The organism is Halorubellus sp. JP-L1, assembly GCF_011440375.1.
Taxonomy (GTDB): domain Archaea; phylum Halobacteriota; class Halobacteria; order Halobacteriales; family Natrialbaceae; genus Halorubellus.
The window spans coordinates 315776-327719 of sequence record NZ_JAAOIR010000001.1 but is presented as its reverse complement, the minus strand read 5'-3'; the positions used below and the strand labels follow the sequence as shown (position 1 = coordinate 327719).

At 70.0% G+C, this 11944-nt stretch carries 12 protein-coding genes; 4 read left to right on the top strand and 8 right to left on the bottom strand.

Going from position 1 to position 11944, the window contains the following annotated elements; genetic code table 11:
* Positions 1 to 72: 72 nt before the first annotated feature.
* On the bottom strand, positions 73 to 1071 hold the full coding sequence (locus tag G9C85_RS01635) for an ornithine cyclodeaminase family protein (RefSeq protein WP_394352707.1): 999 nt from the start codon (positions 1069 to 1071) through the stop codon (positions 73 to 75).
* A 121-nt stretch (positions 1072 to 1192) separates the two neighbouring features.
* On the opposite strand from G9C85_RS01635, the gene G9C85_RS01630 reads away from it, so the two are divergent.
* Positions 1193 to 2512, top strand: coding sequence for an MFS transporter (locus G9C85_RS01630; RefSeq protein ID WP_166036420.1), 1320 nt, complete (start codon positions 1193 to 1195; stop codon positions 2510 to 2512).
* Positions 2513 to 2535: 23 nt separating this feature from the next.
* On the opposite strand, the gene G9C85_RS01625 is transcribed toward G9C85_RS01630, so the two are convergent.
* Both G9C85_RS01625 and G9C85_RS01620 read right to left on the bottom strand, forming a co-directional pair.
* The gene (locus G9C85_RS01625; protein WP_166036419.1) at positions 2536 to 2964 is read right to left on the bottom strand and encodes a DUF3054 domain-containing protein; all 429 of its coding nucleotides are present in this window, start codon (positions 2962 to 2964) and stop codon (positions 2536 to 2538) included.
* A 145-nt stretch (positions 2965 to 3109) separates the two neighbouring features.
* Positions 3110 to 4543 carry an aldehyde dehydrogenase gene (locus G9C85_RS01620; protein ID WP_166036418.1) on the bottom strand — a complete coding sequence of 478 codons (1434 nt, stop codon included), beginning with the start codon at positions 4541 to 4543 and terminating at the stop codon, positions 3110 to 3112.
* A gap of 211 nt (positions 4544 to 4754) precedes the next feature.
* Here G9C85_RS01620 and G9C85_RS01615 point away from each other — a divergent pair, with 211 nt between their 5' ends.
* Entirely contained in the window at positions 4755 to 5267 is a 513-nt protein-coding gene (locus G9C85_RS01615) for a macro domain-containing protein (protein ID WP_166036417.1), read from the top strand.
* A gap of 30 nt (positions 5268 to 5297) precedes the next feature.
* Here the strand turns inward: G9C85_RS01615 and G9C85_RS01610 are convergent, their stop codons facing one another.
* Positions 5298 to 6275, bottom strand: a complete 978-nt coding sequence (locus G9C85_RS01610) for an aldo/keto reductase (protein WP_166036416.1) — start codon at positions 6273 to 6275, stop codon at positions 5298 to 5300.
* A gap of 147 nt (positions 6276 to 6422) precedes the next feature.
* Between G9C85_RS01610 and G9C85_RS01605 the strand changes: the two genes are divergently transcribed.
* Positions 6423 to 6938, top strand: a complete 516-nt coding sequence (locus G9C85_RS01605; RefSeq protein WP_166036415.1) for a PKD domain-containing protein — start codon at positions 6423 to 6425, stop codon at positions 6936 to 6938.
* Positions 6939 to 6956: 18 nt separating this feature from the next.
* Here the strand turns inward: G9C85_RS01605 and G9C85_RS01600 are convergent, their stop codons facing one another.
* The 4 genes from G9C85_RS01600 to G9C85_RS01585 form a co-directional block, all read right to left on the bottom strand.
* Positions 6957 to 8039, bottom strand: a complete 1083-nt coding sequence (locus G9C85_RS01600; RefSeq protein ID WP_166036414.1) for an ABC transporter permease — start codon at positions 8037 to 8039, stop codon at positions 6957 to 6959.
* 1 nt (position 8040) lies between these two features.
* Positions 8041 to 9891: an ABC transporter permease subunit gene (locus G9C85_RS01595; RefSeq protein WP_166036413.1), complete on the bottom strand. Its 1851-nt coding sequence runs from the start codon at positions 9889 to 9891 to the stop codon at positions 8041 to 8043.
* Entirely contained in the window at positions 9888 to 10814 is a 927-nt protein-coding gene (locus G9C85_RS01590) for an ABC transporter ATP-binding protein (RefSeq protein ID WP_166036412.1), read from the bottom strand. The genes G9C85_RS01595 and G9C85_RS01590 overlap by 4 nt, the downstream gene beginning before the upstream one ends.
* A gap of 125 nt (positions 10815 to 10939) precedes the next feature.
* Positions 10940 to 11353: a DoxX family protein gene (locus tag G9C85_RS01585; protein ID WP_166036411.1), complete on the bottom strand. Its 414-nt coding sequence runs from the start codon at positions 11351 to 11353 to the stop codon at positions 10940 to 10942.
* A 138-nt stretch (positions 11354 to 11491) separates the two neighbouring features.
* On the opposite strand from G9C85_RS01585, the gene G9C85_RS01580 reads away from it, so the two are divergent.
* The gene (locus tag G9C85_RS01580) at positions 11492 to 11857 is read left to right on the top strand and encodes a helix-turn-helix domain-containing protein (protein WP_166038906.1); all 366 of its coding nucleotides are present in this window, start codon (positions 11492 to 11494) and stop codon (positions 11855 to 11857) included.
* The last annotated feature ends 87 nt before the right edge of the window (positions 11858 to 11944 follow it).

Sequence of the window (11944 nt, the reverse complement as noted above, 5' to 3'; positions counted from 1 at the left end):
GCCGGATGCTTGCGGAGTCGGTTCCAGCCGGGAACCGGCGACCGAGTGGTCGCCGGATGCTTGCAGAGTCAGTTACTCCCCCGTGAGTGCCTCGCTCGCGGGCAACCAGTCGACCTCGGTGCCGAGGTCGTCGTCGCGCTCCATCGCGCGCTCGTAGAGGAGGTACGCGCCGGCGACGGTCTCGATGCCGGTCCCGCCCGAGTCGAAGATCGTGATCTCGTCGCGGTCGGCGCGGCCGTCGGCTTCGCCCGCGACGATCTCACCGAGTTCGGCGTGGACGTCGCTCTCGTCGACGACGCCCGCCTCCTGCGCGGCGATGAACGACCCGGCGTCCTGCTGGACGCGCTCGCGGAGGTCCGGGACGTACGTGCCGCGTTCGATCGTCGTCTCGTCGAGCTCGCGCTTCTCGGGGTGGTACTGGCCCATCGCCGTGACGTGCGCGCCGTCTTTGAGGTCGTCGCCGTCGAACACGGGGTCGGTCGCCGTCGTCGCCGTGATCACGACGTCCGCGCCTTCGACGGCGGCCGAGGGCGACGCGACCGCGGCGACCGCCGGGTCCAGACGGTCGTTCATCTCCGCGGCGAACGCCTCGCGGTTCGCCTTCGTCGGCGAGTACACGTCCACGCTGTCGAAGTCGCGGACGGTCGCGGCGGCGCGCACCTGCCCGCGCGCTTGCGCACCGCTCCCGATGACGGCGAGGCTGCTGGCGTCACGGCGCGCGAGCGCGTCGACGCCCACCGCGCCGGCCGCACCGGTCTTGAAGGGATTCATGCTCGCGCCGTCGACGACCGCGAGCGGCTCCCCGGTCTCGGCGTCGAACAGCGGCGTCGCGAACCACGCGTCGCGCGCCTCGAACCCCGCCGAGTACATGTACCCGCCCATCGCGCCCGTGTCCGGGAGGACGGCGGCGTACGAGAACAGCATCCCCGGCGGGTCCTCGTTCCGGAGCGTGGTCCGTGGTTTCGCTGCGGCGCCCTCGCCGCGCTGGCGATAGCCCTCGCGGACGGCGTCGACGAACGCTGCGGGGTCGGCGAGTCCACTGACGTCGTCGCTCGAGAGGAAGACTGTCACGTTCGACACCTCGAAGCGGATTCGCAAAAAGGAGGGGGTACGTGACGGGACGCTCGCGTCGACGACGCGAGCGTTCGCCCCGACCGGTGGGCTCTTGCCGGACACGGCCGTTCGCGGAAGCGTGGACCGGAACGACCGCGCCGTCGTCGGGTTGGCGACCGTCGGGCACGCGAGCGTGCACACGTTCGAGCTCGCGATCCCGCTGTTCATCCCGCTCTGGCTCGCGGAGTTCCAGCGCCTCGACCTCGGCGTCGCCGCAGTCCCGTTCGACGCGGCGGTCGCCGGCGTGCTCGTCACCGTCGGCTACGGCCTGTTCGGCGTCGGCGCGCTCCCCGGCGGCGTCCTCGCGGACCGCGTCGGCTCGAAGCGCCTCATCGTCGCGTCCCTGTTCGGGATGAGCGCCTCGTTCGTCGTCCTCGCCGCCGCACCCTCGGTGCTCGCGGTCGGTGCGGCACTGGCGTGCTGGGGCGTCGCCGCGAGCGTCTACCACCCAGCGGGACTGTCGATGCTCTCGCGGGCGGCGACCGAGCGCGGCCGCGCGTTCGCGTACCACGGTATCGCGGGGAACCTCGGCATCGCACTCGGGCCGTTCGTCGTCGCCGTCGCCCTCGTCGTCGCGGACTGGCGGACCGTCGCCCTCGCACTCGCCGCGCCCATCCTCGTCGTCGCCGCGCTCGCGACCCGGATCGACGTCGACGAACGCGCAGCCGTCGGCAGCGACGGCGACGGCCAATCCCACGAGGCCACCGCGAGCGACGGCGGCGCGGAGATCGACTCCGAGACGACCGATAGCGGGGGAGCGGACCGGACGTCGAGCGTCGAGTCGTTCGCGGACTTCCGCGTCGGGTCTCGCGAGCTGTTCGTCGGCGGGTTCGCGCTCATCTTCCCCGTCGTCGTCGCGTCGGGCCTCTACTATCGCGGCATCCTCACGTTCCTCCCGGAGGTGCTGTCGACGTACGACGCCTTCGCCGCCATCGCCGTCGGGGACCTCTCGCTGGAGACGTACCGGTACGCGTACGCGGGTCTGCTCGCGGTCGGCGTCGTCGGCCAGTACGCGGGCGGTCGCGTCAGCGACCACGTCCGGCCGGAGCGTGCGCTCGCACCGGCGTTCCTCGGACTCGCCGTGCTCGCCGTCCTCTTCCTGCCGGCGGTCGCCCTCGGCGTCGGGCCGTTCCTCGTCCTCGGCGGCCTCCTGGGGGTCGCGCTGTTCTTCGTGCAGCCGCTCTACCAGGCCGCCGTCGCCGACCACACGCCGCCCGGGACGCGCGGCCTCTCGTACGGCTACACGTACCTGGGCGTGTTCGGCGTCGGCGCACTCGGTGGCGCCGTCGCCGGCGGCATCCTCGAGTACGCGAACGCCGCGGCGCTGTTCGCGACCCTCGGCGCCGTCGCGCTCGCTGGTGCCGTCGCGGCGTTCACGCTCGCGCGCCGAGGAGGCTGACTGCTATCGTGCGGTCGCTGCGTTCACGCTCGCGCGCCGAGGCGAGTGACCGCGAGGAGTCGAACGCTACAGAGCGCGAGGAGTCCGAATCCCGTCATGACGAGCGCGAACGAGAGCGGTGCGTTCCCGGCGAGGTACTCGGTGCCTCTGAGGGTCAACCCGACGCCTGCGCCACCGATCCACGCGCCAGCGGTCAGTTTCAGTGTGTCGACGCCGCCGGCGAACGCGCGGTCGCCGTACGCGCCGACGAGCGTCGCGACGAGGACCCACCCGAGCAGGAACGGTGCGGCGGTCGCGAGCACCTGTCCGGGGTTCCCGACGACGTCGACGCCGTGGCGGATCTCGCCGACGAGGACGAGGACGAGGATCGCGAGGACGTCCACGGCCGCGAGCCCGCCGACCGCGGGCAACGGCACCGACTCCGCATCCAGTACGCGAGCGAGTCCGGTCATCGTTCGCACGTACGACTGGCGGGCAAAGGCTCTCCCGGTTCCAGCGACGCCGACGACGGTCGCGGTGCTAGAGGCCGCTCGCAGCGCTCGCCGCGCGCGAATCTGAGACCGAACTGCGAGAACGGGTCGCTCGAAAGCTCCCGGCTCAGAGGATGATGCTCTTCTTGCGGACGAACGCGTGGATGCTGGCGTCGATGCCTTCGCGCCCGATGCCGGAGTCCTTGTTCCCGCCGAAGGGGATGTCGCCGAGGCCGTGACTGGGGGCGCCGTTGATGCGGACGCCGCCGGCGTCGATGGCGTTCGCGACCCGCATCGCGCGGTCGTGGTCGGCGGTGAAGACGGCCGCGTCGAGCGCGAGGTCACCGCCGTTCGCGACCTCGAGCGCGTCGGCCTCACTCTCGAACGTGGTGACGGCGGCGACCGGTCCGAACTGCTCCTCGTGGACGACGCGCGCGTCGTGCGGGACGTCCGCGAGCAGCGTCGGCTCGAAGAAGTTCCCGTCGTGACTGCCGCCGCGGACGAGCGTCGCCCCCTTCTCGACGGCGTCGTCGACGAGTTCCTGCACCCACTCGGCCTGGTCCTCGCTGATGAGCGGTCCGAGCGCGGTGTCCGGATCGAAGAGGTCGCCGATCTGCCAGTCGTCCATCTGCGAGTCGATCTTCGCGACGACCTCGTCGTGGACGTCCTCGTGGGCGAGCACGCGCGACACCGCGGAACAGCGCTGCCCGGCGTACTTGAGCGAGCCCTTCGTCGCGGCGGCCGCGGCCGCGTCGAGGTCCGCGTCCGGGAAGACGACCTCGGGCGCGTTCCCGCCGAGTTCCATGTGGAGGTTCACCATCCCGGACTCCTTGGCGACGTGCTTGCCGGCGCCCGAGGAGCCGGTCATCGCGATGGCGTTGACGCGGTCGTCGCCCGAGAGGACGTCGCCGACGTCGCTCGCGGTCCCGGCGACGTAGTTGAACGCGCCGTCGTGGGGGAGGTCGACCTCGCTGATCACTTCCGCGAGGATGGCCGCGGCGATCGGGGTCTTGCTCGCGGGTTTCAGGACGACGGCGTTCCCGGCGGCGAGCGCGGGCGCGACCTGGAGCGCGGTCGTCGCGAGCGGGTAGTTGTACGGCGTGATGCAGAGGACGGCACCGATGGGTTCGTGCTTGACGATGGCCTCCCAGCCCTCGTGGCCGCTCGTGGTGCCCTCGCGGTACTCGCCGTTCATGTGGCGGATCTCGCCGGCGGCGCGACGGAATCGCGTGGCGGCGGAGTCGACCTCGCCGCGCGCGCTCGAGATCGGCTTCCCGGCTTCGCGCACGATGACCTCGGCGAGTTCCTCCTCGCGGGCCTCGAGGCCGTCCGCTATCTCGTGCATCCACTCGGCGCGTTCGACGATGGTGGTCTCGCGCATCGCGGCCTTGGCCTCTTCGGCGGCCGCGAGCGCGTCGCGGGCCTGCTCGGGGCTGGCGGCGGTGACCTCGGCGAACGTGCCGCCGTCGGCGAGGTCGGTGACGGACAGGGTGTCGTCGCCGTCGAGCCACTCGCCGGCCACGTAGATGCGGTCTCGGCGCTGTGCAGCGGTGGTTCCCATGCGAATACCCAGCACCCCCAGGGCAAAAAGATTTACTCACAGGTGAAGAAATGTACCTTGGCGGTAGTGAACGCTATCCCAGTCGCTCTCTCGTCACTGTACGACACATGCCGGGTCGAGACGTCTGGGTTCCCCGTCGGCGTCCGGCGAGTACCGACGGAACCGAAACGCAGTGCTAAGGACTAACACGCGCAGCGACTAAAGCGCATCCATGGAGTTCAGCGTCGTCCAGGGTGACATCGCCGAACAGTCGGCGGACGCACTCGTCAACGCCGCGGGTACGAGTCTCCGGATGGGAAGCGGCGTCGCGGGCGCGCTCAGACGCGCCGGCGGCACCGAACTCGACGCGGGCGCACGCGAACGCGGCCCCGTCGACCTCGGCTCGGCCGCGGTCACGGACGCGTACGCGCTCGACGCGGACGTCGTCGTGCACGCCGCCGCGATGCCGCACTACGGCGACGGCCGGGCGACCGCCGAGAGCATCCGGTCGGCCACCCGGAACGCGCTCGCCGCCGCCGACGACCGCGGCTGCGAGTCGCTCGTGATACCGGCACTCGGTTGCGGCGTCGCGGGATTCGACCTCGAGGACGGTGCGCGAATCGTCGCCGAGGAGCTACGCGCGTTCGAGCCCGGCTCGCTGGAGGACGTCCGGTTCGTCGCGTACAGCACCGACGAGTACGAGACGATCCGCGAGGTCGTCGACGCGACGCGCGGCGACGGCTGAGAGAAAACGCCACCGACGTCGACGAATCAGTTAGTCGTGGCCGGAGACGCGAACCGGCTCGTAGGGCTCCTCGAGGTACGCGACGTCGCTCGCGGAGAGGTCGACGGACTCGAGCGCCTCCACGGCGTCCTCGAGGTGCTCGACGCTCGTCGTCCCGACGATCGGCGCGTCCACGGCGTCCCGCTCGAACAGCCACGCGAGCGCGATCTGAGCCATCTTCACGCCGTGGTCGGCGGCGAGCTCCTGCACGCGCTCGTTCACCTCGACGCCACCGCCCTCGTCGTATGGGTGCTGTGGGACGAACTCCTCGTTCTCGCCGCGGGTCGTCGTCTCGAACTCGTCGTGCGGTCGGGCGAGCCAGCCGCGAGCGAGCGGACTCCACGGCAGCACGCCGACGTCTTCCCGCTCGCAGAGCGGGTGCATCTCGCGCTCCTCCTCGCGGTACGCGAGGTTGTAGTGATCCTGCATCGTCGCGAACCGCTCGAGTCCCAGCCGGTCGCTCGCGTGCAAGGCCTCCGCGAACTGGTGCGCCCACATCGAGGACGCGCCGATAGAACGGACCTGCCCGCGGCGGACAGCGTCGTCGAGCGCGCGCAGCGTCTCCTCGATCGGCGTGTCGTCGTCCCAGCGGTGGATCTGGTAGAGGTCGATGGTATCCATCCCCAGTCTGTCCAGGGAGTTCTCGAGTTCCTGCTCGATCGCCTTCCGGGAGAGTCCGCCGCTGTTCGGGTCGTCCTCGTCCATCTGGAAGTAGCACTTCGTCGCGACGACCGCTTCGTCGCGCTGCCCCTCGAGTACCTCCCCGAGCACGCGCTCGGACTCGCCGCCCGAGTACATGTTCGCGGTGTCGAAGAAGTTGATGCCGAGGTCGAGCGCGCGCTCGACGAGCTCCCTGCCCTCCTCGGGTTCGAGCACCCACGGCCGCCAGTCGCTCGACCCGAAACTCATGCAGCCCAGGCAGATCCGCGAGACTTCGACGCCGGTCCCGCCGAGTGTCGTGTACTCCATGCTGGCCGGAACGACGGCCGGCCACAAAGGCCTACGCCCCGCGGCGAGCGAACGCACGCGTCGCGGTCGGTCCCAGCGAAGACGACGCTGAATCCGCGCACGGTTCGTGTCGACAGGTAGAAGTGAACGGTCGTCGGATTCGAGCACATGCGCCGACCGCTGGCCGCTCTCGCCCTCCTGGCCGTCGTTGCGCTCGCGACGGCCGGCGTCGCAGCGAGCGCGTCCCCGACGAACGCCGCCGCGACCGAGTCGACGGGAGCTACCGACGAGAACTTCAGCGTCACCGTGCAGACGCCCCAGACTGTCGCGTCGAACGTCACCATGAACTTCTCCGTGGACGTCACCGGCGCGGACGGGAACGTCACCGCCGAGTGGACGTTCGAGGGATCCGAGAAGAAGGCGGGGACGACCGTCCAGCACGTCTTCGACGACGGCGGGAACGCGACCGTCGCCGTCGTCGTCACGGACGAGTCCGGCGAGACCGTCACGCGCGAACTCGTCGTCGACGTCGTCGAGTACGGCGACGACGACGAGTCCTCCTCGAATCCGCTCGAGAACGTCGCCACCATCGCGCTGTTCGGCGCGCTCCTGGGTGGCGTCCCCCTCGTTCTCCTCCTGTTCGTCGTCCCGAAGGCGATGGAAGTGATCACCGACGCGCTCTGACGACGGCGTCGCTGCCGACTACAGCGTCTCCGGGTCGAGTCGCGCGACGAACCCGCGGACTGCGGCGTACGCGAGCAGTCCCAGGATCCCGTAGGCGGCCGCGAGCGCGAACGTCGTCGCGCTCGTCGTCCCGATGGCGAGCCGCGCGACCGTGTTCGCCGGATGCTCCGGGAGGACCCCGCCGAACGTCGCCGCGCCGATGATGCCCGTCGAGTACAGGAACTGCGCCTGCCGGCGGTCCGACGACCAGAGCGCGATGCCGACGCCGACGGACACCACCGCCAGGGACAGGCCGGCGACGAGCACGACGAGCACGGGGACGTTCGACACGGGCGTCCCGTTCACGCCGAGCAACGCCAGCCACGCGAGCGCCTGCAGGGGCGCGAGGACCGCGGTCGCGAACAGCTTCGCGTCGACGATGTCGCCGATCGACACCGGCGCGACCCGCAGTAGTTCGAGCGTGCCGCGCTGGGACTCCTCGGTGAGCGAGTCCACCGCGATCGAGCCACTGATGAACACCGGGAGGAACACGAGGAGCGGCACGAGCACGGTGTACGTGAACCCGTAGTACGGACTCCCCGGGGACTTCACGGGCACGTGCAGCGGCGGCTGGGCCAGCTCGTCGCGGTGCTCGAGCCGCAGTCGATGCTCGAGTTCGTCCATCGCCTCGCGTATCTGCACCACCGCGATCGTCGTCCGCACGTTCTCCTCGGGAACGACAGCACGCACCCCGATCGTCCCGTTGACGGTCTCGTTCGTCACCAGCACGGCGTCCACCTCGCCGTCCTGGAACGCGTCCTGAGCCGTGGCCGCGTCCACGTAGCGTTGGACGGCGACGCCCTCGTTCTCGCCGAGTACCGCCGCCACCTCGTCGCTGCCCTCACCCGTCACGCCGACGCCGAGCTGGTAGTCCTGGCCGGCGCCGGGGTCGTACAGGGAGACGAGGCCGACGACGAGGAACGACGAGAACGACGCGACGAACAGCTGGATGAGCAGGGCGAGGACGATCGTCTTCTCCGAGCGCAACGCCGCGAGCTCGCGCTTCGCGATCGCGAGTCGTGCGCGACCCGAGCCGGAGTCGCCGTTCGATCCGTCGCGCATCTCAAGCCACCCCCGACTGGATCCCGATGACGACGGCGTTGTACGCGAGGTGGACGAGGACCGCGAGGGCGAACGCGAGCGCGTACGCGGTCCGGCCGCGTCGCGCGCCGAGCGCGGAGATGGTGGCGGTGAGGACGTGCAGTCCCAGCGGGAGGAAGAGGAGTGCGACGACGACGAGCGGCGACGCGTCCATCGGAACGGTCGTGAACGCGACGCGGCCGTACTCGACGTTCCCCATGCCCACGAGCTGGACGACGAGCGTCGCCTTCTCCGCGAGGAAGAACCCGAGTCCGCTCGCGACGCCGACGCCGACAGCCGCCAGGTTCGTGTCCGCGAACCGCCCGTGCGTGAACCCGGCGTAGCCCGCGACGCTCTTCGCGAGTTCCTCGACGACCGCGATCGACGCGAGGAGCATCGGGAGCGCGAACGCGGCCGGGATAGGGAAGACGACGGCGATGAAGAGGAGTTCTGCGACGAACACGAACGGGAGGGTCGCCATCGTCACGAGCGCGACGCTCCGCTTCGAGTGTACGAACGTCGCGACGGCGTCGAGCGCCTTCGCGGCGAGGCGCTTCTGCGTGAACATGTCCTCCTCGCGGTAGACGCTTGCGCTGACCGCGAACAGCGCGAGCGACGCGAGGTAGAACGGCCCCGTCGAGTAGAGGTACTCGACCGCGGTGTAGCCGACGTCCCGGAGGTGTCGGACGACGAGCGTGAGCGGACTGATGAGCGCGATCGGCGTGACGTCCGAGAAGATCGCGGGCACGAACACGTACGCGGTGAGGAACACGGAGACGGCGATTGTGACGAACGTGAGTTCCTTGAACGACCGCGCGAACATCCCGCCGACGAACGTCGCCGCGAGGAACAGGAGCGCGATCGGGGTGACCGCGGCGAGGATCGGCGGGACGGCGGCGAGCGAGTACGGGTCGCCACCGACGACGACCGCAATGGCCCCACAGACCGCGAGCAGACCTGCGAAGTACGGGAGCGTCTTCCCGGCTATGATGTCGCCGCGCGTGACCGGTGCGACGAGCAGCAGTTCCCCGCGGCGGTTCACGCGCTCGTCGACGATCGTACTCCCGTACGCCTGGACGACGAAGTTCATCGGGACGATGAACAGGAACGCGAGCACGAGCGACTGGAACGGGAACGGTGGTGCGATGTCGCCGGGCGCGCCCGACTGGTCGCTGCCGCCACCACCCGTGCCGACGCTCGGCGCGCGGACCTTCCCGTCGCCGCTGACGCCGCCACCGACGCCACCGCCGGCACCGCCGCTGTCAGTATCCCCGCCACTATCGTCGCTTCCGGTATCCCCGCCACTATCGTCGCTTCCGGTATCCCCGCCACTATCGTCGCTTCCGTCGTCCCCACCGCCGTCGACGCCCGGGAACTGCTGGACGACGCGCTCGACGTACTGGAGCGAAACGGTCACGGGGAACGCCGCCGACTCGCTGGCATCGCCGCGCCGGACCTGCTCGGCCATCCGCCGGTCGTTGTACGTCCGGATGGCGCTCCGCAACTCGTCGTACGCCGCCGCCCCCTTCCGCGTGTCCGCTCGCCGGAACTGGCCGTTGCGGACGACGACGGACACCTCCTCGCCGAGTTCCGCGTTCGGCGACCCCGCGACGAGGCGCTCGTGCTGCCGGACGACGTCGTAGTAGGGGCTGGACTCGTCCACGCCGACGCGGTAGATGCCCGAGTCGAGGCTCGCGTCCGACACGACCGCCGGCCCAGCGACGGCACCGAGTGCGAGCAGGACGACCGCAAACGCGATCGTCGTCCGGTCGAGGGTCCCCGCGCTCCTCGTGACCTCCCAGCGCGCGATGCGCAGGGTCTTCCGTATCCTCACGTCTCGACCTCGCGCGTCGGTCGCTCGCGGTCGGGTTCGCGCGCGTCCTCGACGCGCTCCCCGGCGATGTCGAGGAAGATGTCCTCCAGGCTCGGATCTTCGGTCTGGATGTCGACAACGTGCCCGCCGTCGGCCTGGGCCTCCCGGCGCACGCGCTCCACGGCGTCCATGTCGGACACGACGACCTCGTAGTGGTCCGCGTCGTCGTCGTGCGCCGCGTCCCGCACCGGGACGTCGGTGTAGACGTGGTACGCGCTCTGTCCGTGCGCCTCGCGGATCTCGTCGAGCGACCCCCTGGCGATGACGTCGCCGTCGTTCATGACGATGAGGCGGTCGCAGATCGACTCGACGTGGTAGAGGTTGTGCGCGCTGAAGACGACGGTCTTCCCCTCGTCGGCGAGCTCGCGCGTGAACTCGACGATGTAGTTCGTCGTCAGCGGGTCGAGACCCGAGGCCGGTTCGTCGTACACGAGGACGTCCGGGTCGTTCACGAGCGACCGCGCGATCGCGACCTTCCGCTTCATCCCCTTGCTCATGTCGCCGATGGGGCGCTCGCGGTGCTCGAGGTCCAGTCGGTCGAGGGCCTCGTCGATGCGGTCTCGCGCGACGTCCCCGGGGACGTCGTAGAGGTCCGCGAAGAACTCGAGGTACGAGTCCGCGGTCATCTCCTCGTACAGCGGCGATTCCTCGGGGAGGAACCCGAGGTTCCGCCGCATGTCGAGGGACCCAGCGGACGCGCCCGCGACCTCGACGTCGCCGCTCGTCGGTTCGACGAGGCCGGCGAGCATCTTCAGAGTCGTCGTCTTCCCTGCGCCGTTCGGGCCCACCACCCCGAACACCTCGCCGGCGTCGACCTCGAACGTGCTGCCGTCGACGGCGACGAAGCCGTCGTACTCCTTCCGGAGGTCGTCCACCCGAATCATTCGTTACCTCGTGCCAGGATTTGGTTGCAAGTTAACCTTCCGGGCAGTTCGACGTTCGATTCGAGCGCGAAAATGGGATGAACAGTGGGTGAACCGGTCGGTAGTCCGGAGTGGGGTCGGTGCGTCTACAGTCCGAGACCGGCCGCGAACGCCCACTCCTGGCCGGCGATGGCGAGCACGAGCAGCGACGCGCCGAGGAGTCCGACGTTCTTCAGGAAGCCCGTCATCTCGTCCTGCTTCTGGTCCTCGGGGACCGCCCAGAAGTCGTGCATCATCGGCGTCGCGACGACGAAGAACGAGGCGAGGGCACCGGCCGCGAGGACGGGGTACAGTCCCGCGGCGAGGAGGACGCCGCCGAAGACGAGCTGGCCGCCCGAGAACAGGACCGCGAACCGCGGCACCGGGACGCCCTTCGCCTCGGCGTACGCCGCCATGCCGTCGGTCTGCATGAAGTGATTGAGGCCCATGAACGCGAGGACGCCCCCGAGGAGGACTCTGCCGACGAGGAGGGCGACGCCCTCCGCTCCGGTGATGGCCATCAGGCCGACACCTCCGTGGTCGTCGCGTGCCGGTCGTCTACGTTCCCGTCGAACCGCATGTGTGGTTTCGTCACGTTACCTGGTTCGCCACCGAACCACTTAACCACTCGCGGACGCAAGCGTAACCAGGTGACATCGATGTCCTCAGATACGCAAGCGACGACGGTCGCCGCCGCGGACGACGCAGACGACGACGCGGGCGCGTGCCCGGTCGTCGAGACCATCCAGCAGATCGGCTCCGAGTGGCGCCTCGTCGTCCTCCACGACCTCCAGGGCGGCGAGAAGCGGTTCAACGAACTGAAGCGATCGACCGACGCGAGCTCGCGGACGCTGAGTCGCGTCCTCGACGACCTCGCGGACCTCGACCTCGTCGAGCGCCGCGTCGAGAGCGACGCCCCCATCGCGACGTACTACAGCCTCACCCCGAAGGGCGGCGCGCTCTGCCCGGTGTTCGACGAGATCGAGGCGTGGGCGGGCGACCACGTCGAGAGCTGTCAGGACTGACCGCACGCGCCGCGCGCTACCGACTGCCGTTCCGTCGGCCCACCTGGCAGGACCGGCGTCGGAACGGTTCACACAGGTTGGGAAGGT

Bases quoted from the DNA above. Each gene is read 5' to 3' on its own strand.
- G9C85_RS01625 (WP_166036419.1), bottom strand. From the start codon at position 2,964: ATGACCGGACTCGCTCGCGTACTGGATGCGGAGTCGGTGCCGTTGCCC.
- G9C85_RS01620 (WP_166036418.1), bottom strand. From the start codon at position 4,543: ATGGGAACCACCGCTGCACAGCGCCGAGACCGCATCTACGTGGCCGGC.
- G9C85_RS01615 (WP_166036417.1), top strand. From the start codon at position 4,755: ATGGAGTTCAGCGTCGTCCAGGGTGACATCGCCGAACAGTCGGCGGAC.
- G9C85_RS01610 (WP_166036416.1), bottom strand. From the start codon at position 6,275: ATGGAGTACACGACACTCGGCGGGACCGGCGTCGAAGTCTCGCGGATC.
- G9C85_RS01605 (WP_166036415.1), top strand. From the start codon at position 6,423: ATGCGCCGACCGCTGGCCGCTCTCGCCCTCCTGGCCGTCGTTGCGCTC.
- G9C85_RS01600 (WP_166036414.1), bottom strand. From the start codon at position 8,039: ATGCGCGACGGATCGAACGGCGACTCCGGCTCGGGTCGCGCACGACTC.
- G9C85_RS01590 (WP_166036412.1), bottom strand. From the start codon at position 10,814: ATGATTCGGGTGGACGACCTCCGGAAGGAGTACGACGGCTTCGTCGCC.
- G9C85_RS01585 (WP_166036411.1), bottom strand. From the start codon at position 11,353: ATGGCCATCACCGGAGCGGAGGGCGTCGCCCTCCTCGTCGGCAGAGTC.
- G9C85_RS01580 (WP_166038906.1), top strand. From the start codon at position 11,492: ATGTCCTCAGATACGCAAGCGACGACGGTCGCCGCCGCGGACGACGCA.